A 25845-nucleotide genomic window follows, 5' to 3' on the forward strand; every position below is an offset into this window, starting at 1 on the left:
TCGCGCGGCGGGTCCAGGCTACTTCGGTCGCCAGGGAGAAAAGAGCGCACGGGGCGCTTTTTTCTCTCGACAGGGCTCAGCGGGAGGCGACCATCCTGGCCCGGGCCGCGTGCAGTTTCCGGTAGCTGTCGATCAGCCGCTGATGGCGGTCGAGACCTTCGAGCTTCATGCTGGTCGGCGTCAGGCCGAAGAAGCGCACGCTGCCGTCGATCGAGCCCAGCACCGCGTCCATGCGCGGGTTGCCGAACATGCGGCGGAAGTTGACTTCGTAGTCGGCCATCTCCAAATCGTCGTCCAGCACCACTTCCAGCGCCACGTTAAGGGCCTGGTAGAACAGGCCGCGCTCGACGGTGTTGTCGTTGTACTGCAGGAAGGTTTCGACCAACTCCTTCGTTTCCTCGAAGTTCTGCAGCGCCAGGTGGATCAGCAGCTTCAGCTCCAGGATGGTCAACTGGCCCCAGGCGGTGTTTTCGTCGAACTCGATGCCGATCAGCGTGGTGATGTCGGTGTAGTCGTCCAGTTCGCTTTCTTCCAGCAGGCCGACCAGCCCTTGCAGGCCTTCCTCGTCCAGGCGGTGCAGGTTGAGGATGTCTTCGCGGAAGAACAGTGCCTTGTTGGTGTTGTCCCAGATCAGGTCGTCCACCGGATAGATTTCCGAGTAGCCCGGCACCAGGATGCGGCAGGCCGACGCGCCCAGGTGCTCGTACACCGCCATGTAGACTTCCTTCTCCAGGCTTTCGAGGATGCCGAACAGCGCGGCGGCTTCCTCGGCGTTGGAGTCTTCGCCCTGGCCGGAGAAGTCCCACTCGACGAATTCGTAGTCGGCCTTGGCGCTGAAGAAACGCCACGACACCACGCCGCTGGAGTCGATGAAGTGCTCGACGAAGTTGTTCGGCTCCATCACCGCCTGGCTTTCGAAGGTCGGCTGCGGCAGGTCGTTCAGCCCCTCGAAGCTGCGCCCCTGCAGCAGTTCGGTCAGGCTGCGCTCCAACGCCACTTCGAAGCTCGGGTGCGCGCCGAACGAGGCGAACACACCGCCGGTGCGCGGGTTCATCAAGGTCACGCATATCACCGGGAATTCACCGCCCAGGGAAGCATCCTTGACCAGCACCGGGAAGCCCTGTTCCTCGAGACCCTGGATGCCGGCCAGAATCCCCGGGTACTTCGCCAGTACTTCCTGCGGCACGTCCGGCAGGGCGATTTCGCCTTCGAGGATTTCACGCTTCACCGCACGCTCGAAGATCTCCGACAGGCACTGTACCTGCGCTTCGGCCAGGGTGTTGCCGGCGCTCATGCCGTTGCTGAGGAACAGGTTCTCGATCAGGTTGGACGGGAAGTACACCACCTCGCCATCCGACTGGCGCACGAACGGCAGCGAGCAGATGCCGCGCTCGGTGTTGCCGGAGTTGGTGTCGTACAGGTGCGAACCGCGCAGCTCGCCATCGGGGTTGTAGATCGCCAGGCAGTGCTCGTCGAGGATTTCCTTGGGCAGGGCGTCCTGGCGCCCGGGCTTGAACCAGAGTTCGTCCGGGTAGTGGACGAATTCGGCGTTGGCGATCTCTTCGCCCCAGAACTGGTCGTTGTAGAAGAAGTTGCAGTTCAGGCGCTCGATGAACTCGCCCAGGGCCGAAGCCAGGGCGCTTTCCTTGGTCGAGCCCTTGCCGTTGGTGAAGCACATCGGCGACTGCGCATCGCGGATATGCAGCGACCAGACGTTCGGCACGATGTTGCGCCATGAGGCGATCTCGATCTTCATGCCCAGGCCCGAGAGGATGGCGGACATGTTGGCGATGGTCTGCTCCAGCGGCAGGTCCTTGCCGGGAATGTAGGTGCGGGTGGGCGAATCGCTGCTCGGCATCAGCAGGGCCTGGGCATCGGCGTCCAGGTTCTCCACTTCCTCGATGACGAACTCCGGCCCGGTCTGCACGACCTTTTTCACCGTGCAGCGATCGATCGAGCGCAGGATACCCTGGCGGTCCTTGTCGGAGATGTCCGCGGGCAGTTCGACCTGGATCTTGAAGATCTGGTTGTAGCGGTTCTCCGGGTCGACGATGTTGTTCTGCGACAGGCGAATGTTGTCGGTGGGGATATTGCGGGTTTCGCAGTACACCTTGACGAAGTAGGCCGCGCACAGGGCCGAGGAGGCCAGGAAATAGTCGAAGGGACTCGGTGCCGAGCCATCGCCCTTGTAGCGGATGGGTTGATCGGCCACCACCGTGAAGTCATCGAATTTGGCTTCGAGTCGGAGGTTGTCGAGAAAGTTGACCTTGATTTCCATGCGGGATTACCAGAAGAGCGAAAATACGAATGGCCGCTATTATCCGGTCTTTTCGCCGGGAAGGAAGCGATAGCGGACGAGACTGCGGATCTTCGCGGTTGCGCCGCCTGGCTCAGGTGGCAAACACCTGCTCCACCGTTTCCGAAACATAATCGAGTACGGCCCGGATCAGCGGTGACTTGCCAAGGTCGCCATGCACCACCAGCCAGATATCGCGGTAGAAGCTTTCGCCGTCGCAGGGCAGGGGCCTGAGCGCCGGGTCAGGGTCGCCGATGAACAGTGGCAGTCCGGCCACGCCAAGGCCCGAGCGCGCGACCCGTTGCTGGGTGCTGATGTCGCTCACCTCGCAGACCACCGGGCGGCCTGCCGCCACGGACAGCAGCCATTGCTGGTGCGGCATGTCGGCATACTGCGCGTCATAGGCGATGAAACCCCAGTCTTGTGGCTGTGTCGCGTGGGCATAGTCGTGGGCGCAATAGAGCCCGAACGGCATGCGCCCGATACGGCGGGTGACGTTGGCCGGTTCGCTCGGCCGAAACAGCCGGACCGCGATATCGGCCTCGCGGCGTTCTAGGGATACGCTCTGCGCCTGGTTGGCCATCGACAGCTGAATGCCTGGGTGACGTGTCCTCAAGGGGGCGAGCCGATCGGCGAAGAAGTTCGTGCCCAGTACCGGCGGTACGCTCAAGGTGACCTTGCCGGACATGTTCGCCTGTTCAGCGCTGGCCAGGCGTTCGATGCCGAATGCGGCCCGCTCCATGTCCTGGGCGAGCCGGTGGATCTGCATGCCCATGGCGGTCAGGCTGCATCGGCGCGGCAGTCGGTCGAGCAGCCTCACGCCCAGTTCGGCTTCGAGCGCCGACAGGCGCCGACTGACCGTCCCATGGTCGACTTTCATGTGCCGTGCGGCGCCAGAGAGGCTACCGGCCTCGACGATCGCCACGAAGTAGCGCAGGTTTTCCCAGTCCAGCATCTGTGCGTTTTTCCCGATATGGCGTGAGCATTTACGGAATATTCGCACGGATAGTCCGGCTTGTATCGTCGCTTCTTTCCTTGAGGAGTCGGACATGACTGAGCATCCGCAATCCCCTTCCACCCGAGCGTTGCTGGCGGCCTGCCTCGGTTTCGCCATCGTTCTGATCGACGTGAGCGTCGTCAATGTGGCCCTCGATACCTTGCGCAGCGCGTTGGACACGGATGTGCGCGGCTTGCAATGGGTGGTCAATGCCTATGCCCTGGTGTTTGCCGCCTCGCTGTTGCTGGCGGGTACGTTGAGCGATCGCCTGGGCGCCAGGCGCCTGTACCTGATCGGCCTGGTGCTGTTCACCGGCGCCTCGCTGGGTGCTGGGGTGGCCTCGACGCTCTGGGGGCTGGTCGGCTGGCGGGTCATCCAGGGATTCGGCGCGGCCTTGTTGGTGCCGACGTCACTCGCCTTGCTGCGCCAGCTCTATATCGATCCTGCCCAGCGTCGTCGGGCCGTGGGCTGGTGGAGTGCCGGTGGTGGTATCGCGCTGGCGGCCGGGCCAGTGCTCGGCGGGGTGTTGGTCGAGCACTGGGGTTGGCGCAGTGTGTTCCTGATCAACCTGCCGATCGGTCTGCTGGGGCTGTGGTTCACGCTCGGCGGCATTCCCGCCGGAACGGGGCAGCCCGGGCGCAAGCTGGACTTGCCCGGGCAACTCTCTGGCGCCTTGGCCCTGGTCATGCTCACGCTGGCGCTGACCGAAGCCGGTCATGAGGGCTGTAGCAATCCGCTGGTGCTGGCGGCCTTTGTGGTCTGCCTGTTGGCCGCAGGGTTGTTTCTCCATCTGCAGAACGGCAATCCCAATGCCATGCTGCCACCAGCTGTCCTGCGCAACCGGGTGGTCAGGTGCACGATGAGCGTCGGATTGATCGCCAACCTGGTGTTCTACGGCATGGTCTTTACCTTCAGCCTGTACTTCCAGGCGCAATGGCATTGGACACCCGAGCGCACGGGGTTGGCCTTCCTGCCGATGATGGGGGTGCTGATGGTGATGAACCTGCTGGCCGGGCATCTGGCAGGGCGCTGGTCGGGTCGCACCCTGGTGATGCTGGGCCTGGGCATTTCCGCCTGTGGCTACGGGCTGATGCTGGCGGCGCTGGCCGAGCAGTCTTACCGACTGTTGATCCTGCCGATGCTGCTGGCTGGAGGCGGTATCGCGCTGGCGATCCCCACGCTCACCCACGCGATGCTCGAAGCGGTGCCGGCACACCATGCCGGAACAGCCTCCGGCACCCTCAACGCAGCCCGGCAGATGGGCGGTGTGATGGGGGTTGCGCTGCTTGGTGGCACGGCGAGTCTACCTGGCATCAACCTGGCGCTCGGTGGTTGCGTGGCGGCCTTGCTGTTGGCGATGGCAATCGCTTTCAGTGGACTGAAACCGAGCGCTTGCCGCGATGCTCCGTTGTGCCTGGAATGAGGGATTCAACCGCCTACCACCGCGTCACCAACTCATCCCGGTCGAATGACAGCATCCGCATGGCTTCGAAGCGGCCAATATCTGCGTTGAGCCGGATGCACACGGCCGTTGGCCTTGACCGCGAACCGCCAATGGCGGCCATCCCCCGTCACTCACGTCCGGGTGAGCCTATCAGGCCCCATTTACCGTTCGGAAAACTCCTGTCTCAGCCCCATTCTCAACGCGCCTCGATACTGTCAATATGGCATTAAGGCGCTATGGCTGGCACCCGACATATAAACGATTCAAAGAACGCCATGGGGTTGACCTGAGAGCGGATCGCTAGCGGTCAGTCACTGAGTATCGCCAGTTTTGGCTCTGGGAGTGTTGATGAGTTTTCGTCGCTTGACCGACTCCTCTGGGCAATCGAACGATTGCGATACCGTCGCCGATCAACAGGAAGGTCACTCGGACATTGCCGCGATTGCCGCGGACAACGAGGACACGATCGAGCAACTGCTGGACTCGGCGCGCAACTGGGTTCACACCAGCGCCTGGGCGGTCTATCGCGCTGGCGAACAGTTGCACCTGGTCGGGCGGGGCGACCCCCGGGCGCAGTGGCCGTCCATCGTCTCGAATGACGAATTCGAAGCCTTTTGCCGGGCCCGACACCTGCACCGTTGGCCCACCGGCCGTGGCGAAAGCGTCCTGGGCTGGTTGCTCGCGCCGCTCGAGCAGGCCACGCAGCCGGCACTTGCCGAATTCGCCCGACGCCTGGGTGTCCAGGTGCAGGCCGATGCCCTGGCGCGGGCGCAGGTCACCCAGCGGGTGCTCTATGAAATCATCTACCTGGCCAGTTCGACCCGTGACCGCTCGGTGTTCCTGGTGGGCATTCACCGGCTGCTGGCCAGCCTGATCGACGCCGAGAACTTCTACCTCGCGCTGTACGACCCGCACACCGGCAAGATCGACTACCCGTACTATGTCGACATCATCGACACCCAGGCCCTGCAGTCCGAAAACTACGAATACCTCGACCCCGATCACCTGTCCCTGACCGGCCAGGTGCTGACCAGCGGCCAGCCGCTGCTGATCGACGCCGCCGGGATCCTCGCCGCCCAGGCCGAGCAGCGCTTCTATTGCGTGGGCGACCGCCCCGAGTTCTGGATGGGGGCGCCGCTGAAAAACGCCTCGGACGAGGTGTTCGGCATGCTCGCCATGCAGGTCTACGACGTGTCGCGTATCTACAGCGCCGAGGACCGCGCGCTGTTCCTGGTGGTGGCCCGCCATGTGGCGATGGCGCTGGACCGCATGCTGCACCGCGCGGACCTGGAAGAAACGGTGATGCGCCGCACCCTCGAACTGTCGGCGCTCAACGACGCGCTGCGCCAGGAAATACTGGACCGCGAGCGCGCCGAGCACCTGCAGAGCGTATTGTTCCAGATCGCCGAATTGTCGAGCCGGCCCGGCGACATGGCCGAGTTGTTCCAGAGCCTGCATGACATCGTGGGTGCGCTGCTGTTTGCGCAGAACTTCTATATCGCTCTGTTCGACGACGCGACGGGCGAGGTGACCTTTCCCTATTACGTCGACGAACGCCAGACCAACCGTCCGGCCCCCCGGCGCGGCTGCCGCGGCCTGACCGAGTACGTGATCCGCCAGCGCCGGCCCTGCCTGTTCGACGTCGACGAGGTCGACCGGCTGACCTCGATCGGCGAGATCGACGCGCCGCAAGACAACGTCCGTTCCCACTCCTGGCTGGGCATCCCACTGTTCGATGGCGACGTGGTGCGTGGCGTGCTCGCGGTGCAAAGCTACACCGCGCAGGTGCGCTACACCCAGCGCGACCAGGAACTGCTGACGTTCGTCTCGCGGCACATCGACACCGCGCTGTCGCGGCGCAGCGCAGCCGAGGCGATCCATGCCGCCAACCTCATGCTCGAGGCCCGGGTGCAGAGCCGCACCCGCGAACTCGACCATGCCAACGCCAAGCTGCAGCACGAGAACACCCACGATGCGCTGACCGGGCTGCCGAACCGTACCTACCTGCAGCAGCGTCTGAACCTGGCCTGGTCGCACTTCGACAGCGCAGGCGGGCACCTGGCGGTGATGTTCATCGACCTCGATCGCTTCAAGATGGTCAACGACAGCCTTGGCCATCACTTTGGCGACCTGCTGTTGATGCAGGCGGCCCAGCGTCTGCGCGGTTGCCTGCGCGAAAGCGACATGCTGGCACGGCTGGGCGGCGATGAGTTTGCGGTACTCGTCCCCGATGCGCCGCTGGAGGTGGTGACCGAAGTCGCCGAACGGATCCTGGTGGCGTTCGACCTGCCGTTCCTGATCAACGGCCATGAAGTCTTTTCTTCCTGCAGCATCGGCATCGTCAGTGCCGACAGCCAGTTCCACCACGAGCCCGCCGACCTGCTGCGCGACGCCGATGCGGCGATGTACCGGGTCAAGAGCGCCGGACGCGACAGCTACGCGGTGTTCAACCAGGAACTGCGCCGCGAGGTCTCGGACCAGGTCGAGCGGGAAGGGGCCCTGCGCAACGCACTCAAGCGCAGCGACGAGCTGCTGCCGTACTTCCAGCCGATCGTCAACGTTGAAACCGGCGAACTGCTGGCCCTGGAAGCGCTGGTCCGCTGGCACCAGCCGGGCGGGCGGGTGATCGCCCCGGGCGAATTCCTGACGGATTTCGAGGGCCTGCGCCTGATCGGCCGGCTGGACCTGTACATGCTCGGCAGCGTCGCCGCGATCCTTGCCCAACCCGAGCACGCCGATTGGCCGGCGGTGCATGTCAACTGCTCCAGCTACAGCATCACCCGCCCGGACTTTGCCGGTGATGTGCTGGCGCTGCTGGCGCAGCATGGCGTCTCGCCGTCGCGGATCTGCCTGGAACTGACCGAGGGCGCGCTGGTGGCCGAACCGGCGATTGCCCGGCAGACCATGCAGCGGCTGGCCGACAACGGCATGTCGGTGGTACTCGATGACTTTGGTGCGGGGTTCTCGTCGCTGAGCTATGTGCACCAGTACCGTTTCAGCGGGTTGAAGATCGACAAGTCGTTCATCTTCGAGCTGACCGGCAGCGCGCGCAGCCGGGCGATCGTACGGGCCATCGTACGGATGGCGGAATCGCTGGATCTGAGTGTGGTGGCGGAAGGGGTCGAGGATCAGGAGACCCTGGAACTGCTGCGCGAAATGGGGGCGGGGCAGGCGCAGGGCTATTACTTCGCCAAACCGATGGGGTTGGAAGCACTGAGAGGGTGCGGGGAGAACGCCCGGTCCTGGATCCCCTAGTGGCGGCTTCGGCGCGCCCCTGTGGGAGTGGCACCGGCTGCGCCGGTGTTCGCGGGCAAGCCCGCTCCTACACGGGTGTTGAGGGCTGATGGCTTACGGAGGGGCCAGGGAGCGCTGGACAGGCCGTCAAAGTAATGGTTGTATGATGCAACTATTTGGCGGCGAGCATTTCCCATGAACGACAGCTCCTTACTGATCGATGAAATACGCTCGGCCTCACGCACCATGGTGCGTGAACTGGGGTTCATGCGCACGACACTGGCGGGGACCGACCATTCGGCATCCGCCGTGCACACCTTGCTGGAGATCGACGCGCAGGGAGTAATGACGGCCGCCCAACTGGTGCAGGTTCTGGGGCTTGAGAAATCCAGTGTGAGCCGCATGGTGAGCAAGCTGATCGAGGCCGGCGAACTGGAAGAGACGGCCAGTCATGACGATGCCCGCGCCAAGCTGCTGCGTCTGACCCCTCACGGTAGAAAGACCGTTGCAGACATCCATGGCTATGGCCAGTTGCAAGTCAGCGCCGCGCTGGGCCACCTGAACCCGACCGAGCAGCAGGTGGTCGCGCAGGGCCTGGCGGCCTATGCTCGCGCCTTGTCCGCAAGGCGACTGGGTTCTGCCGAGCCTGCAGCCCATGGCATCAGCATCATTAGCGGATATCGACCAGGCGTGGTGGGCCGGATAGCCGAGATGCATGCGGCGTTCTACTCCCGGCTGGCAGGGTTCGGCCAGGTGTTCGAAAGCCAGGTGGCCACCGCTGTTGCCGAGTTCGTCGGGCGTCTCGACCAGCCGTGCAACCGGTTATGGCTCGCGACTCACCATGGACGCATTGTGGGTTCGATCGCCATCGACGGGCAGGACCTGGGCAACAACGAGGCCCACCTGCGCTGGTTCATCCTGGACGATGGCTGTCGAGGGAGTGGGGTGGGGCGTCGGTTGTTGAGCGAGGCGCTGGGCTTCTGTGACGATGCCGGGTTCGATGCGACTCGACTCTGGACGTTCAGCGGCCTCGACGCTGCGCGGCGACTTTATGAGGCCCAGGGGTTCGAGCTGGTGAAGCAGGAGCAGGGCAGCCAGTGGGGGACGGTTGTCACTGAACAGCAATTCATCCGCACCAGGGCCCGGCTCGCTCGTTGAGGGGCGCGAGCGGCTATCGACCGGCCGTGGATTTCAGGTTTGCCGTGGCATGCTCCAGCCTGCTGGCGTTTTCCAGGAGTTGTTCCGCAGCGACGAACAGCCTCTCGCCGGCCAGCACCGATGCCTGTTCGCGCATACGCACGACCGCCTCCTCGAGTTGCTCGATCTGGCGTGCCAGCGCTTCGGGTGGGCGGGTGAATGGCATGGTGAGGACAACTACCTGTCTGTGCTTTGCTGATCGTCATGGGCTGGTCTCGACCAATCCGCGCTCGACGCCGCTTGCCTGCCGGCGACAGGGCGCGGGCACACGCTACCATCACTTTGCCCATAGAGCACGCATTCATGCTTGCGCGGGTGTTGTTTCGGTTGAATTAAAAAGGAGCGCCTTTGCGAGCTGCGGCCGGGCGGACCCTGATCATGCTGGATGAAGAGAAGATAGCCCCTTATCTGGATGAAATAACCGAGGACTGCCGTATTGAAGTGAATGGGTGGAAACGGAAGGTCTGAAGATCGGGCAAGCCCATTTGAACTGCCAGTACAGTCGCTGGCTACCAGGCAGAGATCGATTAAAGAAATTGACCGTATCCGTACGAAATCAAGGGTAATTCCGGCAAGGGAAAACCATGGAACATTTTTGGGGTGAACTAACCAGCTGATCGAATATGCCTATACTGTCAGCAACGCTGTAGCAGCTGTTTAAGGTCGTCTTGTGAGGGTTGTTGAGCGTTGATGAATAAAACTGATCTGCTTGAGTATTTGAAAGAGACCAGTTCCGAGATGACCCAGGGCGATATGGATGGAGCTATTCTTTTGCATTTCGACCTGGTAATGGAAAGTTATCGGAGAAAGCCCCTGTTTTATAAAAATCTTTTAAAATATGACAGGCTCATGGTGGCTCTCTCGTTGTTGAGTTTTAATTTCAGCGATAATCGGATTCCTCTGTCCAGAGTCAAGGCTTTTTGTCAGGAGCGTGGCTATCTGTCGCGCAACAGTCTGGATTCCTATTGTTCATTCTTGTTTATTACCGGTTATATGCATATTGGCCTGCATGCCGAAGATGGGCGCCAGCGTATTTTCGGGCCTACCGAAATGGCGTTGCTTGAAGCCAGCCGTATTATCAAGTCGTACTTGCTGCCCTCGCAGATCATTCCTCCCTACGATAGTTGGTTGGCGGAGCCTCGAGGATCTACGGATTTGCTGCAGATTTTTTTCCGCGGGTTTGCCAGGTTACTGGAAGCGGACCTGATGCTCGATAAGCTCTTGCCCGAAGCTAAGTGGATCATGAATCGTGATGGCGGCCACCTGCCGATGCTCGCGCTGTATACCGATGCCTTGCGCAACGGCTCGCTGGAGAGAGGTTATAACGTATCGTCTTATGTTGAGCTCTCATCGCGCCTCGGGGTCTCCAAGACTCATATGCGACGCATGATCAAAGAGGGAAAACTGCAGGGATATTTCAAATGCCACCAGAATCTGGTCGAACTGAGTCCTGCGTTCCTCGAACTGATTCGGCGGGCCATGTCCATCAATTTTGCGGTGGCACGGGTGAGCATGGAGTTGGGTGCCAAAGACAGCTGTGCGAATAGCGAGACTGTCGAAGGTTGGAACTTTCGCGGCCTCTAGGCCGATGAGCGGGCCTGTTCCTTGGCCGCGCCGTTGAGAGCGACTTGATCGCCAGGCACCGTCCTTGTTCGTTGTACTCATTGATACCGGAGGTCAGTGTGTTTAATCGTCGAATCAAGAATGCCCTGTTCGACTGTCGGCAGGATCTGACCACATTGCTGGGGACGATCACCGACATCGACTCGGTTTTTCTTTCAGTAAGGGTCGATGGAACGGGCCGGATCGTCTCGGCCAACCAGCGTTTCGCAGAGGCACTGGGGTACTCGTCGAGTGATCTGTCAGGCAGGGCGATGGGCGAGCTCATGGCTGAGCCGCAGGGTGGATTTGCGGCGAATCCGCGAGCCATTGAACAGCAATGCTATACCGCCGCCGACGGTCGTGCCGTGGTACTCGGCATGTGTTGGCTCAACGCGGCGGATCGCGCCTTCCAGGGGTATGGTTTCATCACGCCGCCCTTGGCGCAGAAGGAGCAGGAGGTCATCGAAATGTTCAGTGCGCTGAACCGCTCGATGGCCATGGTCCAGTTCAATCTTGCGGGTGAGGTACTCTCTGCCAACGAGGCCTTTATCCAGGCGATGGGTTATAGCCTGGCGGAGATCCAGGGGCGGCACCACCGCCTGTTCTGCCTGGCCGAGGACGTGGCTTCGGCAGATTACGCCGAGTTCTGGAAGTCTTTGAATCGGGGTGTGTTCAGTGCCGGACGTTTTCGTCGGGTGGACAAACGCGGTCGGGTGGTATGGCTGGAGGCCACCTATAACCCGGTCAAGGACGCCTCCGGCCGGGTGTACAAAATCACCAAATTCGCCAGCGTAGTGACCGAACAGGTCGAGAAAGCCGAGGTGATCAAGCAGGCCGCGAACATGGCCTACGACGTATCGCGCGATACCGATGTGAAAGCGAATCGAGGCATGGAACTGGCCGCTGCTTCGATTCTTGGCACGCAAACCATTGCGCAGCAGATGGCTTCAGTGACCGACAGCATGACAGCGCTGGAGTCGCAGTCCCAGTTGATCGGCTCCATCGTGGACACCATCGGCGCCATTGCCACCCAGACCAATCTCCTGGCGCTTAACGCTGCTATCGAAGCCGCACGCGCAGGAACCCATGGGCGTGGTTTCGCAGTCGTGGCGGATGAGGTACGCAAGCTCGCCGGCCGTACCAGCGCGGCCACGCAAGAGATTACCCACGTGGTGCGACAAAACCGGGAACTGGCCGATCAAGCCGCGGTGCTTGTCCAGGGCAGCAGGGACCAGGCCGACCATTTGCTGGGGCTGGCGGAGCAGGCAGGCATGGCAATGGGAGATATCCAGCAGGGCGCCAAGCAAGTGGTTGATGCCATTGGCAGGGTCACCAGCGACTTGAGTTGATCTGCGCCATGGGTATCTGTCATGGGAAACGGGGCGTTTCCTTTGGACATTGCACTTGAGTCGTTACGGGAAGAGGAGTTGAACAATGCCGGCGACTTTCAAGATCAGGCCGAGAATGCGTACATTATTATCGCCAGCGGTAACCAAGGCGGAATTGGCAGGACTGGTCGCATGGTTATGGGTACTGCTGCTTGATCCCCTGTCGGGATTGAACCTTGCAAATGTACTGGTCACGGCGTGCCTGCTGGCTCTCTGGTACTTCCATCGTGTGGTGACCAGCTTTCCCGTATGGCGAGTATTGGGTGGCCTTTATATTTTTTTCCTGGCCCTCGGTTTTGTACAGGTGATCGAGGCTCACGTGGCATTGCGTATTTTTTCTCTTCCGCTTGCGGTGATCATGGTAGTAGGCAGCGCCATATTATTTATCACGATTCAGGATTACCTGATCTCCACCACGGCCGTCTGGATATTGATATGGCCCAGTCTCGATGTCGGTGCGTACCAGGGGCTGGAGATTTATCTGGTGCTGTTTTGCATCTTCTCCATGATGATCGGCTTTATCCTGAATCTGACCTACTTGAGGAATATGCGTTCGGTGCTGTTGATCGAAAGTGAGTTCAGAACGTTGGCGGAGACGGATTTTCTCACCTCTCTGCTCAATCGGCGTGCATTCATGGGTAGTTTCCAGAAGGTGCTGGCACAAGGGAATAGTGGCTACTTCATCATGTTGGATATCGACAGTTTCAAACTGAAAAACGATCAATATGGTCACGATATCGGCGACAGGATTTTATGCGCCATGGCCACCTGCCTGAAGTCGACGCCGGGCAGCCATAGTGTCGGGCGGCTCGGCGGCGAGGAATTCGGTGTCTTGCTGCTGGGCGACGATGACGCGATTGCCCATGAATATGCCCTGCGTCTGCTGGCCGCCATCCGCGTCAGCGTCTCGCCTCCGCACCACTACACCTGCAGTGCGGGCATCGCACGGTTTTCGGCGACCTCCGATATGTCGACCGTGCTCAAGTGTGCCGACAGCAATATGTATAAAGCCAAGCAGGACGGCAAGGACCGGGTCTTTCAGGATGGCAAGCCGCTTGTGCCGCCATTTCCTCCGGCGGCGTAACGAGCGATTCTGGCGGACCTGATCTCGACCGGCAGCGCTGGGGGAACCAGCAGGGCTGCCGGAAGCATCGCGTGAGTCGTGGCCTCATGGCCATTCCCCGACGAGGCGGGTTCGCTGATCAGGGGGGTAAACAATCGTTCAGGAAGCCTCCGGCAAGGGAACGGGAGTTGTCTTGCCGGCTGGTGTTACCCAGTCATCACCACCCTCATCGCGACAGCCGCGCAGAGCCCCAGCAGGCACAGGGTTCCAACGCCATAAAAAACGGTTCGCCAAGGCTGGATGCCCGTCAGATAGGCCAGCGTGTGCAGCACCCTGGCCAGGGTGAACAGCAGGCTCGACCCGGCGATGACGAATGCCGGTGCATCCAGGGCGATGGCCAGCCCGCCCAATGCGAAGAAGGCCGGGATGTTTTCCAGGTCGTTCGCCCAGGCCTTGGCGGCGCGAATCACTTCCGGGCGTTCCGTTTTTTGTGCGACCTGATTGAAAACGGCGGCGTCTTCCGCATGGGTGAATGCCTTATGTCGCAAGCGGAAGAAGCCCTGATAACAGGAGAGCGCAAACATCTTGAGGAACAGCACAACCACGCAGAGCGCATAGAGGTTCAAGGCCGTGTTCATGCCTGGCGCCCCCCATCAAGGCCCCTGACCACGAGGTACAGCAGCGGCCCCAGGGAAACGAACACGGCTGTCAGCAGCAGGTAGGGAAGCACGGCAATGCCTGAACCTCCGCGCGATCGGTTGTCCTTCAGCATCCAGATGCAGGCAAGGGCTGCCATCAGGTACAGGTCGACGACCACCTGGGCGGTGTCAGGCCGCGACATCAGCTCAAGCCCAAAGGCCACGAGCGACTGCTCGGCGATCAGCATCGTCCAGCCGGTATAAAGCGAAAAGAGCACCAGCAATGCTAGCGCCATGAAACGAAGTGCCATTGTCCTCTCCTGGGTAGGGGTTGCAGGCACACTAGTGGTAGGGTGATGAGCGCTCAATGACCTGTGAGGTCATGGACGCCAGGCACAAGGACGGTCGGAGGCGAGGCATGAATCAGCAGTTGTTCCATCACAAGCGGCCCGCGCAGGGCCTGGCGGCGGGTCAACACCTGCGGCAGTTGCGGCAGCAGGCGGGGCTCAGCCAGCTCGACCTTGCGCTGATGGCCGGGGTTTCGCAGCGCCACCTCAGTTGCATCGAAACCGGGCGCGCGAAGGCCGGCCCCAGCACCTTGCACGCCATCCTTTCGGCCCTGGGCGCCTCGCTGGAGCATTGCAACGAAGTCTTTCTCGCCGCCGGTTACGCACCCCGTTACGCCGCCTCGCCGCTCGATGCGCCCGCCCTGGAGATAGTGCATGGGGCCATCGATCACATCCTGCAGGCGAACAATCCGGCACCGGCGATCGTGATCGACAGCCACTGGAATGTCACCGCCGCCAATGTGAGCACCGGCCTGCTGCTGGCGATGGCAGGCGTTGCCCAGGACCTGGCCTCAGGCCTCAACCTGCTGGACATGTTGCTGTGCCCCGGTGGCCTGGGCGACCGGCTGGCCAATGCCGACGAGATCCGTGCGGTTGCCTGGCAACGCGCTTCCAGGGAGTCGGTTGGCAATCCGGAACTTGCCATGCGCTTGCGCAACCTGCCGGCGCCCGCCATCGCTCCGCAGGCACTGGCTGCCAATCCTGTGCTGCTGACTCGTGTGTGCACCCCTGAGGGGGAGTTGAGTTTTCTCTCCACCTTCACGACCTTCGGCATGCCGCTGGATATCACCGTGGAGTCATTGAGAATCGAACACCTGATACCGGCCGATCCATTGACCCGGCGCCGGATGATGGATGCGTTCGAACAGTGGAGTGCGGCCCACGGCCAGTTCTGAGTGGCGGTGAGCGCTGCCTTGGCGCGGTAGTGGTGTGCCTGCCTCTCGCGTGCCGGCGATCCATCAGGACATGATTACTTACAGGCATGCGTTTGTCTTTGAAAGGGACGGTTGTTAAGTTTTCCTCGTCCCTTGGGTATCACGGGTGCTGACGCGCAGTTGTTGCGTAATGACAGCGTATTGCATCGTTTATTTCCGGCCATTCTGCGAGCTTCGGGACTCACGATGATCAATGACGTCTGAGCCGCCTGAGCTGGCAGAAAGTGAAGTATCGACATGCAAGCGTTGAATCTGAACCGCAGCACACGCACGCTCTCGGTAGGGTACTTCTTCTCCAAGTGTGGTGAATTCGCTTTCGAAACGGCATTTGCCGTTGCGGTAGTCTCCATGACCGAAGCGAACCTGTTGCTGATCGGGATGGTGTACTTCTTCCGCTACCTGCCCAGTGCGTTGTTTTCTCCGATTGGCGGCTGGCTGGCGGACAATTGTCAGAAGCGTCGTACGCTGGTCGGGGTAGAGCTTGCCAAGAGTGTGCTGGCGCTGGCTTTCCTTGCGCTCTTTTCCTTTGCCACACCGGCGTTGCTGGTGGTCATCGGCCTGGCGATGCTGATGACGGCTCTGGACTGTCTCTATGTGCCGACCTTCCGGGCGTATTTCCCGGACATCGTGGAAAAGGACCGGTTGTCGTCGGTGAACAGTGGCGTCCAGGTCATCGAAGACATTTCCTCCATTCTCGGTCCCTTGGTGTTCTCTGCCTTTGCGTTGTCCCTTGGCAGCGCGGTGACCTTCCTGTTCTTTGCCGCGTGCCTCGCGTTGTCAGCCATCAGCATCGCCACGTTGCTGCCCGGCAAGGTGAGCGTACCGGTGGCGTTTGATGGACGATCAGTGATCCGCGACGCGCTACGCAGCGTGGGCGAACTGCGGGTGGGCAACGCACCTTTGTTCGCAGTGATCTGTTGCACCACGCTATGCGCCATGTTCGCCACCTCGGTGATCCGCTTCATCCTGCCGGCATCGGTGTTGGAACACTTTGGCTCGGAAGCGGCCGTCGGCTATGTCTTCTCGCTGCTGGCGGCCGGTACCGTGTTGGGCGGCATGCTGTACACCCGGCTCAACAGGCAGACCACGGCCCGCCTGGTACTGCGCTACTGGGCGTTGTACGGCGCGTTGTTTTTCGCCGCTGCAATCGCTCTGCAGTTCCACAGTTGGCTGTTCCTGGCGATCCTGTTCGTGGTCGGGTTCGTCGGCGCCTTCGTCGATATCGCCATCGTGACCAATATCCAGTGCCTGTCCGACGATCGCCAGGTGGGCCGGAATTTCTCCCTCTACTACTTCACCGCCGTCATCGGTGATGCCGTCTCTGGCCTGATCGCCAGCCTGGTTTTCCTACTGGCGGGGCCGGCGACTTTCATCTGGATGACGTTGATGCTGTTCGTTGCGCCCTTGCGCTGGAATATGAAAGGCAGCTCGGATGATGCCAAACATCGTGCTGATTGATCTGGATGATGTCCGGCTATCTGCTTCTGGTGCTGCCCGTCAGGATGATGAGCGCAAGTTTATCCATGTCGACATGGACTCCTTCTTTGTGTCCGTCGAGTTGCTTCAGGCTCCATGGTTGCGTGATCGGCCCGTGGCGGTAGGTGGCAACGCCGCTGAACGCGGAGCGATCAGTACTGCCAGTCACCCGGCAAGGCCGTTCGGGATAAACTCGGCGAAAAAACCTGCCTCATTCAACGTGGGCAGGCCCAACGGCGGCTGGGAGCGCCGGGCTTCGCCACAGCACGGGCCAGTACGCTTCGTTCAGCCCCACGCATAGGGTCAGCTGCGCTGCGCGGGTCAGCCTGAACGCGCTGCCGTCGTACTGCCAGCGCAGTGACGTGCCGCATCCGCCCATGCCCATTGCCAGTTCATGGCTGCTGAGTTCTCCGCTGGCCGGATCGAACCGGATGCTGCCGTTGGGCAACATGTCCGGCATCCGCGGCACTGCATCGATCCTGGCTGGGCGGGCCTGTTCGGGATGGCCGATGGGCGTTTCATACAGGCGGTATGAACAGTTGTACGCGGCGCAATCGGTCTTGATGATCACCAGCGCCTGGCGATCACTCAGGGCAAAGGCCTCGCCTTCGGCGGGGGTGTCGTCGAGTTGGTCCTGCTGCCATGACGCGCGCGTGGTCGCCATGACCACATCCCGGATGTGTTGGGCCTGGGGCGGGGTCAGCGCCACTGGCGGATACCATGGGGGCAGGGTCGGACGGGGTGGGGCGGGTGTTACAGTGCTGGCGCTGGCCGCCCCCTGGCGTACCAGCGCCGTGACGGTGCCGACCCGGCCCTGTACCGAGTCCATCAGCAGCAGTGCTGCGCTCATACCGGCCAGGGAGACAAACGACTGGCCATCCTGGGTGGGAAGGGTCAGTTCGTTGCCATTACGCAGCTCCGCGATCAGTGCTCTGGCCTGATCGCCTGCCGCACTCAGGACCTCGGGCACATCACCCTCTTTCAACTCGCCAGCGGCCAGGGAAGTGCGCAGCGGCTTGCCGTCGAGCAGCGGCTTTCCGGTAGCGGGGTTATAGCTGAACATCCCGACCCGCAATACCCCTGTGGGCCCCGCTTCGCGGATGATACGCAGGCTGAAGGTGAGCCTGGCGCCCGTATCGTCGCGCATGGGAACTGCGCCGATGGCGGTGCACGAGCGAATGTTGTCGCACGCGACCACCCAGTCCTTGATTTCCCGGTAGAGCGGTACCTGTTCTTCTGCGTAGGCAGCGCAACTGGTGACGACGAGCAGCAGGGCGACGAGAGGGCGGGCCATAAGAGCACTACCTGGGCATGGGGGCGGCGATATTAGGCCATGAATCAACCCTCAGGGTTAACCGTTGGCCGCGCGGCACAGGAAAAAGAGCCGTTGTCACAACAGCGCCTTGAGGCTGGACGGCAGCCGACTTCAGCCTGCCTGCCCGACCGCTGAATGGGTAACTGCATTGACTTGACCAGTGGTTCGCTCACGGCAGCCATCAGCCACGGGCCCGATCCAGTTCCATCTTCTGCAGGTCATGGTCTGCCAGATGAGGGTCTCAGCAACCTGAACACAAAATATCTGAAACTTGCGAAACAAGTCCTACCTGGGACAACACAATGTTGGACGCAGTGCAGCGTTATATCCCATCTCCCATGTTTGATTCCGCCTAGTTCCACCCGGGTTTTCCTTCCGTAGGATTGCGCCCCGATTGAGTTGCCTGTTCAGCACCTTTCATGCATGCGAGCGTCGCATTACGCGTGTGGGGAGGTTCATTCGGATTTCAGCTCAACTTTATAAACACTCAGAAGGAATTGCTTCCCCCATGTTCACTCGGCTAATGATCAAGTCTGCTGCTGTCTCCCTGGTTGCAGCGCCTCTGTTGGCAGTGGCTGCTCCTTCCACCGGACCGATTTCCCAGTTGGGGATCCTTGGGGCCTATAACGACTTCAAACTTGACGGTGCCGGCGAGCCCTGGAAAGACTCGTTGTCCCAAGCCGGCCTGTTCTATAACTTCGGCAACAAGATGACTGCCGAGACCGGTCTGATTTATCAGGCCGGGATTGACCTGAAGTCCGGCAAGGACAGCGGTCACAAGCTCAAGGACTTCCACGGCGACCTGGACCTGGGCTGGCGCATGGCACTGGGGGCCGTGACACCCTCGATGTAATCGGTGGTGGTGGCTACAGCCAGTCCAACCTCACGTCCAGTATCGAGGGTTACAAGGCTGAGTTGCGTGGTCGCTCGCCGTTTATCAAGGCCGCCATGGGTTATAACCACCGCTTTGATGCCGCCACCCTGCGTCTGGAAGTGGGTGTTCGGCGCACCGTGGATAGTGATCTGAAGCTCAAGGTCAATGGCATGGATATCGCCACTGCCGATATGAAGAATCGTACCAATCCTTATGCCGAAGCCAACTTCCTCTTCAATACCCAGGGCAGGTTGCCGATTTCCACCGGGGTTTACTACACCCGGACCGGGTATCAGTTGGATATCCATGACGAGGAACTGAACAAGCTTGAGCTCAAGCGTGATGAATGGGGTGCCAAGGTGGGTATCGCATTTTAACGAAGTACTGAAAGTGGCCAATAGACCTGTGGGTTATGGCTCACCTACATGGGTGACAAATGACTTTACGCACATAGGTTGAAGTTTACGAAGATGAGCGAAGCGGGATGGCTAGCCTCCCGCCCAGCTATTGACCCCATCAGTTGCCTACGCCGGCAACCTGCTGACTCAACACCACATCCATCCTCAACTGCGCCAACTCAATCAGGTGCACCACGCCCATCGCCACAAGGAATTCGACCCCGCATCCGGCCCCAGGCTGTAGTGCGACAAAGCCCGGTCCGCGACACGTGGATTGATACCTCCAGCATGGGAGGCGGGTGGCGGATTTGGTGTGACCTTGAACATAGAGTGGTGACTCCCGATCTGTTGTGGGAGCCGCCAACATCGCTGCTAAACGAGAGGGTGACAGCCGTACGCAGGTTAGCAGACCGGTGATCAGGAAAACCGGCGCACCGAAGTGCCCTGCGCACGACCACCATAAAAACGGAGGCTGTAAAAAAGCGCCTCGCAAAAGGTGGCGCTGTGCGCCTGATCCACTCTGAGCTGCTAAACCCGGTCACTGAATTGGCAGTGACGAACCGAGCCTGGTCCCGCGATCAGGCGCAAACAAGCGCTCGGGATTTTCTAGGAAATTTCAGTCAAGGGAAAGGGAGGCGTCTTGCTGGCCACTGAAAATCCGGCTCGTCCAGACATCTCCTATAGCGATAAAGCCTCCCGCCCTCTTTTCACTGACTGACGGTGCGGTTCACCTTGGCCCTCGACAACATCCACATACAGGGAAGGAACCGCCCATGAAAGCCATCAACTACAAGGCCTATCGCAGCACACGCAGTGTCGACGAACGCGTGCGCTTGCTGGTGCTGCATTACACCGCCGGTGACTTCGCCACTTCCGTCGCCGCGCTCACCGGACCCAGTGTCAGTTGTCATTACCTGGTACCCGATGTCACCGACCCAAGCTATATCCAGGCTGGCTTCAGCCAGCAGGAAGTCTTCAGCCTGGTCGACGAGGGAAAGAGTGCCTGGCACGCGGGCGTCAGTGCCTGGGGCGGCAGAACCCGACTCAATGACTCCTCGATCGGCATCGAGATCGTCAACCTGGCCTCCGAGAGCGAGGGAGCGTTTCACTTCCCGCCCTACGAACCCCGGCAGATCGAAGCCGTGAAACAGCTGGCCCTGAATATCCTCGCCCGCTACCCCAACATCGGCCCAACCCAGGTGCTCGGGCACTCGGATATCGCCTGGCGCCGCAAGAGCGATCCGGGGGCGGCCTTTCCCTGGCGTGAGCTGTACCTGGCAGGCGTCGGGGCCTGGTTCGACGAGGCGACCCGCGATAGCTACCAGCAGCAATACATTCGCGACGGTTTGCCTTCCCAAACCGCGGTATTGGCGCTGTTCCAGCAGTACGGTTATGAGGTAACGGACGCGGATACGCCCGAGGGACTCAAGCAATTGGTCAGGGCTTTCCAGTTGCACTTCCGGCCGACGAACTACGACGGGGTGATGGACGCCGAGAGCGCAGCCATCCTGGCGGCACTGGTGGCGAAGTATTTTCCGACGACTGCATAGCGATGCGCTTGCGCTCGGCCGGGGAGCGGCGGCCTTGCCCCCGGCGGCGGTCCAGGCGCTCAACCCAGATAACCGGCGACTCCGTCCCAAAGCAACTTGAGCGCGGTGATCACCAGCAGGCCGTAGCAGGCGCGATACATCTGGCGCTGGTCGAGCCGGGCGTGCAGTCGCCAGCCCAGCCAGACCCCGCTGGGCACCGCCAGCAGACAGATCAGCGCCAGGCTCAGCACGTTGCCACTGGGCCTGGCCACCAGTAGCCAGGGCACGGCCTTGAGCAGGTTGCCCACGGTGAAGAACAGGCTGGTGGTACCGGCATACACCTGCTTGCTCAGTCCCAGCGGCAGCAGGTACATCGCCAGCGGCGGCCCACCGGAGTGGGCGACCATGGTAGTGATGCCCGAGCTGATGCCGGCGGCGACCGCCTTGGGTGACGAGCTGGGACGTACCCGGACTTCGCCGCCGGCCCGGAACCACAGCCCGACGAACAGCAGCGTCACGGCGGCCATGACAATGGCGATCGCCCGGTGGTCCAGGACCTGGAACAACAGGTAGCCGATGCCGATACCGAGCACCAGTCCCGGTACCAGCCGCTTGAGTTCCGGTTTTGACCAGGTGGAGGGCTTCCAGTAGCGCAGGCCGAACAGGTCCATGGCAATGAAAAGCGGCGCCAGCAGGCCGCCGGCGGTGATCGGGTCCATCACCAGCGACAACAGCGGTATGCCGACAATGGCAAAACCGCCGCCGAACGCGCCTTTCATGAAGCAGATCAGGAACACTGCGGCAAAGGTCACCAGCAGCGTGGTGGTGGTCAGTTCGAGTTCCATGTGATGGCCTCCGGCTTGTACTCGCAGCAAGCGCCCGGGGTGCGGGGGGAGCGGGCGTTCATGATTCGTGGCCTTGCCGCATGGCCGACACCAGGTCGTCGCGACCTTGCTGGCGCAGGTGGTCCAGGGTGGACAGGCGATCACGCGGCTCGCGGTTCTGGCTGAGCTTGCGCTTGCCTTCGAGGCGCAGCACGTCGATTTCGATGCCGACGATTTTCGTGAGCATGTCGTCCAGGTAGTCCGCGGGTGCGTCGCCCATTCGCCAGGGGGTGTCCTGGCTCGCCTCGTGATGGCGGGTGAGCAGGGTCAGGGTGCGCCGCAGTTGCCGCGCATCCGAGACGGCGCGCAGGAACCCATGCACATGCACCACCTCGTAGTTCCAGGTCGGCACCTGGCGGTGGGTCTCGTGCTTGGACAGGTAACCGTTGGGTGAGATATAGCCGTTGGCGCCACGGAACACGACCATCACCGGCAAGCCCTCGGCGCAGTGTCGCCATACCGGGTTGGCGCGGGCGACATGGGCAAGCAGCCGCCCGTTGGGGCCGGCCTCGCTGTCCAGTTCGAAGGGGATGTGCTCGGCGTCGAGACCGCTGGCGGTCGAGGTCACCAGCATGCCCAGCGGATTGTCGCGGATGATCCTGTGCACCTGCTCGGGGCGGCGCTCGGCAAAGTGTTCGGGAATGTACATGGGCGTTTTATTTCATGGCGGTGGGAGGCCATAATCTCGGTCATGACCTGCCTGACAAAAAGTGCCAGTTTCGAGGTTTTTTCATGGGCCAGTTTGCCACGCCTTCCGATCTCGCTACGCGTGGTGCGCAGCGTCGTATCTATGCCAGGCTGCGCCGGCAGATCGAGGACGGCAGCCTGGCCGCAGGGGCCAGGCTGACCTCGACCCGGGCGCTGGCGGCCGAGCTCGGGGTGTCGCGCACCACGGTGACGGCCGCTTACGAACAGTTGGCCGCCGAAGGGTTTGTCGTGACCTCGGCAGGAAGGGCGGCGCGTGTGGCTTGCATGACCCGCGCCGTTGATGTACCGGAGCGGGACGAACGGGGGCGGCCAGCGCGGCCGGCGCCATTGCTCTCCCGGTATGCGGAGCGTGTCGCGGCGTTCACGCCCTACAGCGTCCATGCGCCCGGGGCGCGCATCGACTTCAAGTACGGTTCGGTGGCCTCGCACGACTTTCCGGCCCTGGGTTGGCAGCGTGCCTATCGTGCCGAACTGGTCAAACGCCAGACCAGCCTCTACTACAGCCAGCCTGAAGGCGAGGCACCTCTGCGCCGGGCGCTGCAGGGCTATTTGCGTCGTGCGCGTGGGCTGGCCTGTGATGTCGAACAGATTCTTGTCGTACACGGTTCGCAGCAGGGCCTCGATCTTTGTGCGCGATTGCTGCTGAACCCGAGCGATGCGTTCGTCTTCGAGGAGCCGGGTTACCGCATGGCCCGCTACTGTTTCGAGGCCACCGGAGCGACCGCGTTGCCGATCGCCGTCGACGGCAGCGGCCTGGCGACCCACGGGTTGCCCGAGGACGAGCGCGTGCGGCTGGTCTATGTGACGCCGTCGCACCAGTTCCCCATGGGGGCGGTGCTGCCGGTCGCGCGCCGGCTGGAGCTGTTGAGCTGGGCCGCACGGCAGCGTGCCTGGGTCATCGAGGACGACTATGGCGGCGAGTTCCGCTATGGCCAGCGGCCCATCGATGCCTTGCAGTCGATGGACGGCGATGGCCGGGTTATCTACGTTGGCAGCTTTTCCAAGGCGCTTTCGCCGCAGTTGCGGCTGGGCTACCTGGTGCTGCCGCGCGCGCTGGTCGCGGTGTTTCGCGAGGCCAAGCGGATGATGGATCGCCACTCGCCGCGCTGGGAGCAGAACGTGCTTGCCAGCCTGATCGAGAGCGGCACCTATGAGCGTCATGTTCGTCGCCTGCGCCGCGAGAACGATCGGCGCCGCAAGGCGCTGCTGGGGGCGGTCGAGCGGCATCTGACGGGGCTCGGTTACCTGGTCGGGATGGCCGCCGGGCTGCACGGCGTGCTGTGGTTGCCTGGCCTGTCCTGCGAGGATGAAGCTGCGTTGCAGGCCGGCGCGTTGGCGCTGGGGGTGGGCGTGTATCCGCTCTCGCCACTGTTTGCCGACCCGGCTTCGACCGCGCCGCAGCGCCCCGCCGGATTGATCCTTGGCTATGCCGGCCTGAGCCCCCAGGACATCGAGGAGGGCGTTGCCTTGCTCGCGCGAGTGCTTCGCCAGCGGCTGGCCGACCATGTTCAGCCAGGCATGTAGACCCCTGGCACCGGGGCGCCAGCACTGTCCGCCGACAGATAACCTCGGCAATATCCGGTTCGTCGATGGCCTGTTCGCGGTAAGATGGCAGCGGTTCCAGTCGAGCAGCCGGCGGCTTCGGTCGTTCCCCAGAGCCCTCGATCCGACAGTAAAAGAGCCCAGTGAACCACCCGGACACACTATTTTTTGAGCAATGCGACAGGCCAGTGCCCGCTATCTGGCGTGAGGCCAGCCTGCATCGCGTCCACCCTCAGCAGTCGACGGTAACAGCATGATCGAAGTAACCGAGGTTTCCATCGCGCAATTGCGCGCCGCGCTCGAATCCGGCCAGACCACGGCGGTAGAACTGGTTCAGGCCTATCTCGCCCGGATCGATGCCTACGACGGCCCCGACACGCCCACCGCGCTCAACGCGGTGGTGGTGCGCAACCCCGAGGCGCTCAACGAGGCCAGGGCCTCCGATGCGCGCCGTGCGCGCGGCGAGACCCTGGGCCCGCTGGACGGCATTCCCTACACCGCCAAGGACAGCTACCTGGTCAAGGGCCTGACCGCAGCGTCGGGCAGCCCCGCCTTCAAGGACCTGGTCGCCTATCGCGACGCCTTCACCATCGAGCGCCTGCGCGCCGCCGGGGCGATCTGCCTGGGCAAGACCAACATGCCGCCGATGGCCAACGGCGGCATGCAGCGGGGCGTCTACGGCCGGGCCGAGAGCCCGTACAACGCCGACTACCTGACCGCACCCTTTGCCTCGGGCTCGTCGAACGGTGCCGGCACGGCGACCGCCGCGAGTTTTTCCGCCTTCGGCCTGGCCGAGGAAACCTGGTCGAGCGGCCGCGGACCGGCGTCGAACAACGGCCTGTGTGCCTACACCCCGTCGCGCGGGGTGATTTCGGTCCGCGGCAACTGGCCGCTGACGCCGACCATGGACGTGGTGGTGCCGTACGCCCGGACCATGGCCGACCTGCTGGAAGTGCTCGATGTGGTGGTCGCCGAAGACCCGGACACCCGTGGCGACCTGTGGCGCCTGCAGCCCTGGGTGCCGATTCCGAGCGTGGCTTCGGTGCGGCCCGGGTCCTATCCGGCGCTGGCGGTTGGCACGCAGGCCCTGGCCGGCAAGCGCCTGGGCGTGCCGCGCATGTTCATCAACGCCGACCCTGAGGCGGGCACCAGCGAAGCGCCGGGCATCGGCGGCCCGACCGGGCAGCGCATCCACACCCGCGCCTCGGTGATCGACCTGTGGCAGCAGGCACGCCAGGCCCTGGAAGCGGCCGGTGCCGAAGTGGTCGAGGTGGATTTCCCGCTGGTGTCCAACTGCGAGGGCGACCGCCCCGGAGCGCCGACGGTGTTCACCCGCGGGCTGGTGTCCAAGGAGTTCCTGCACCATGAACTGTGGGACCTGAGCGCCTGGGCGTTCGACGATTTCCTGCGGGCCAACGGCGATCCGAAGCTGAACCGTCTGGTGGATGTCGACGGGCCGAAGATTTTCCCGCATGACCCGGGCACCTTGCCGAACCGCGAGGGCGACCTGGCCGCCGGCATGGACGAGTACGTGCGCATGGCCGAACGTGGTATCACCCCGTGGAACGAGATCAGCACGCTGCCTGATGGCCTGCGCGGGCTGGAGCAGACCCGGCGCATCGACCTCGAGGACTGGATGCAGGAGAAGGGGTTGGACGCGGTGCTGTTCCCGACCGTGGCCGACGTCGGCCCGGCCGATGCCGATGTGAATCCGGTGTCCGCCGACATCGCCTGGAGCAACGGTATCTGGGTGGCCAACGGCAACCTGGCGATCCGTCACCTGGGCGTGCCGACGGTCACCGTGCCGATGGGCGTGATGGCCGATATCGGCATGCCGGTGGGGCTGACCTTCGCCGGCCGTGCCTATGACGACTCGGCGCTGCTGCAACTGGCCGCGGCGTTCGAGGCGACCGGCAGCAAGCGCCTGGTTCCGCCGCGGACTCCGCCGCTGGGCGCCGGCAAACAGTAAGCACCGAAA

19 protein-coding genes and 3 pseudogenes are annotated in these 25845 nt (G+C 62.3%); 14 read left to right on the top strand and 8 right to left on the bottom strand.

From position 1 onward, the window contains the following. Positions 1–76 precede the first annotated feature (76 nt). On the bottom strand, positions 77–2278 hold the full coding sequence (locus tag ACZ5KU_RS12055) for an OsmC domain/YcaO domain-containing protein (RefSeq protein ID WP_464737215.1): 2202 nt from the start codon (positions 2276–2278) through the stop codon (positions 77–79). A 112-nt stretch (positions 2279–2390) separates the two neighbouring features. Continuing rightward, positions 2391–3251: a LysR family transcriptional regulator gene (locus ACZ5KU_RS12060; RefSeq protein ID WP_419736386.1), complete on the bottom strand. Its 861-nt coding sequence runs from the start codon at positions 3249–3251 to the stop codon at positions 2391–2393. Between the two features lie 94 nt (positions 3252–3345). Here ACZ5KU_RS12060 and ACZ5KU_RS12065 point away from each other — a divergent pair, with 94 nt between their 5' ends. From ACZ5KU_RS12065 to ACZ5KU_RS12075, 3 genes are all read left to right on the top strand, one after another. Next, a complete protein-coding gene (locus ACZ5KU_RS12065; protein ID WP_464737216.1) occupies positions 3346–4716 on the top strand; it encodes an MFS transporter in 1371 nt (456 codons plus the stop codon). A gap of 369 nt (positions 4717–5085) precedes the next feature. Then, a complete protein-coding gene (locus ACZ5KU_RS12070; protein WP_464737217.1) occupies positions 5086–7992 on the top strand; it encodes a sensor domain-containing phosphodiesterase in 2907 nt (968 codons plus the stop codon). A gap of 174 nt (positions 7993–8166) precedes the next feature. Next, on the top strand, positions 8167–9129 hold the full coding sequence (locus ACZ5KU_RS12075) for a bifunctional helix-turn-helix transcriptional regulator/GNAT family N-acetyltransferase (RefSeq protein WP_054056687.1): 963 nt from the start codon (positions 8167–8169) through the stop codon (positions 9127–9129). Positions 9130–9142: 13 nt separating this feature from the next. Here ACZ5KU_RS12075 and ACZ5KU_RS12080 read toward each other — a convergent pair whose 3' ends face one another. Continuing rightward, positions 9143–9334, bottom strand: a complete 192-nt coding sequence (locus ACZ5KU_RS12080; RefSeq protein WP_054056686.1) for a hypothetical protein — start codon at positions 9332–9334, stop codon at positions 9143–9145. Between the two features lie 524 nt (positions 9335–9858). On the opposite strand from ACZ5KU_RS12080, the gene ACZ5KU_RS12085 reads away from it, so the two are divergent. The 4 genes and pseudogenes from ACZ5KU_RS12085 (at position 9859) to ACZ5KU_RS12100 (ending at position 13242) form a co-directional block, all read left to right on the top strand. Next, positions 9859–10752, top strand: coding sequence for a hypothetical protein (locus ACZ5KU_RS12085; protein WP_054056685.1), 894 nt, complete (start codon positions 9859–9861; stop codon positions 10750–10752). A 98-nt stretch (positions 10753–10850) separates the two neighbouring features. Further along, positions 10851–11579: pseudogene (locus ACZ5KU_RS12090) on the top strand (PAS domain-containing protein); the annotation flags it as partial. Between the two features lie 174 nt (positions 11580–11753). Then, positions 11754–12119, top strand: a pseudogene (locus tag ACZ5KU_RS12095) (methyl-accepting chemotaxis protein); the annotation flags it as partial. 85 nt (positions 12120–12204) lie between these two features. Continuing rightward, positions 12205–13242 (top strand): GGDEF domain-containing protein, encoded by a 1038-nt coding sequence (locus ACZ5KU_RS12100; protein WP_464737218.1) that lies wholly within the window; start codon positions 12205–12207, stop codon positions 13240–13242. Positions 13243–13427: 185 nt separating this feature from the next. Here ACZ5KU_RS12100 and ACZ5KU_RS12105 read toward each other — a convergent pair whose 3' ends face one another. Further along, positions 13428–13859 carry an MAPEG family protein gene (locus ACZ5KU_RS12105; RefSeq protein ID WP_464737219.1) on the bottom strand — a complete coding sequence of 144 codons (432 nt, stop codon included), beginning with the start codon at positions 13857–13859 and terminating at the stop codon, positions 13428–13430. Beyond that, positions 13856–14170, bottom strand: coding sequence for a hypothetical protein (locus tag ACZ5KU_RS12110; RefSeq protein ID WP_054062619.1), 315 nt, complete (start codon positions 14168–14170; stop codon positions 13856–13858). The genes ACZ5KU_RS12105 and ACZ5KU_RS12110 overlap by 4 nt, the downstream gene beginning before the upstream one ends. A 107-nt stretch (positions 14171–14277) precedes the next feature. On the opposite strand from ACZ5KU_RS12110, the gene ACZ5KU_RS12115 reads away from it, so the two are divergent. The 3 genes from ACZ5KU_RS12115 to ACZ5KU_RS12125 all read left to right on the top strand — a co-directional run bounded on the left by ACZ5KU_RS12115 (position 14278) and on the right by ACZ5KU_RS12125 (position 16918). Continuing rightward, on the top strand, positions 14278–15102 hold the full coding sequence (locus ACZ5KU_RS12115; protein ID WP_464737220.1) for a helix-turn-helix domain-containing protein: 825 nt from the start codon (positions 14278–14280) through the stop codon (positions 15100–15102). A gap of 276 nt (positions 15103–15378) precedes the next feature. Beyond that, positions 15379–16599 carry an MFS transporter gene (locus ACZ5KU_RS12120; RefSeq protein WP_054062617.1) on the top strand — a complete coding sequence of 407 codons (1221 nt, stop codon included), beginning with the start codon at positions 15379–15381 and terminating at the stop codon, positions 16597–16599. Between the two features lie 73 nt (positions 16600–16672). Continuing rightward, positions 16673–16918, top strand: a complete 246-nt coding sequence (locus ACZ5KU_RS12125; RefSeq protein ID WP_416773475.1) for a Y-family DNA polymerase — start codon at positions 16673–16675, stop codon at positions 16916–16918. Here ACZ5KU_RS12125 and ACZ5KU_RS12130 read toward each other — a convergent pair. Next, positions 16829–17911: a DUF1176 domain-containing protein gene (locus ACZ5KU_RS12130; protein ID WP_464737221.1), complete on the bottom strand. Its 1083-nt coding sequence runs from the start codon at positions 17909–17911 to the stop codon at positions 16829–16831. The two genes, ACZ5KU_RS12125 and ACZ5KU_RS12130, sit on opposite strands and share 90 nt — an antisense overlap. A 529-nt stretch (positions 17912–18440) precedes the next feature. Between ACZ5KU_RS12130 and ACZ5KU_RS12135 the strand changes: the two are divergent. Beyond that, positions 18441–19183: pseudogene (locus tag ACZ5KU_RS12135) on the top strand (outer membrane beta-barrel protein). Positions 19184–19977: 794 nt separating this feature from the next. After that, positions 19978–20754: an N-acetylmuramoyl-L-alanine amidase gene (locus ACZ5KU_RS12140; RefSeq protein WP_464737222.1), complete on the top strand. Its 777-nt coding sequence runs from the start codon at positions 19978–19980 to the stop codon at positions 20752–20754. Between the two features lie 59 nt (positions 20755–20813). On the opposite strand, the gene ACZ5KU_RS12145 is transcribed toward ACZ5KU_RS12140, so the two are convergent. Continuing rightward, complete coding sequence (locus tag ACZ5KU_RS12145) at positions 20814–21578, bottom strand: sulfite exporter TauE/SafE family protein (RefSeq protein ID WP_054056676.1); 765 nt, start codon at positions 21576–21578, stop codon at positions 20814–20816. Positions 21579–21636: 58 nt separating this feature from the next. After that, complete coding sequence (locus ACZ5KU_RS12150; RefSeq protein WP_464737223.1) at positions 21637–22266, bottom strand: FMN-binding negative transcriptional regulator; 630 nt, start codon at positions 22264–22266, stop codon at positions 21637–21639. 83 nt (positions 22267–22349) lie between these two features. On the opposite strand from ACZ5KU_RS12150, the gene pdxR reads away from it, so the two are divergent. Then, positions 22350–23849 carry a MocR-like pyridoxine biosynthesis transcription factor PdxR gene (gene pdxR / locus ACZ5KU_RS12155; RefSeq protein ID WP_464737224.1) on the top strand — a complete coding sequence of 500 codons (1500 nt, stop codon included), beginning with the start codon at positions 22350–22352 and terminating at the stop codon, positions 23847–23849. A gap of 271 nt (positions 23850–24120) precedes the next feature. Continuing rightward, the gene (locus tag ACZ5KU_RS12160; protein WP_273820449.1) at positions 24121–25836 is read left to right on the top strand and encodes an amidase; all 1716 of its coding nucleotides are present in this window, start codon (positions 24121–24123) and stop codon (positions 25834–25836) included. Positions 25837–25845: the final 9 nt, after the last annotated feature.

This window comes from Pseudomonas sp. Tof1, assembly GCF_055390395.1.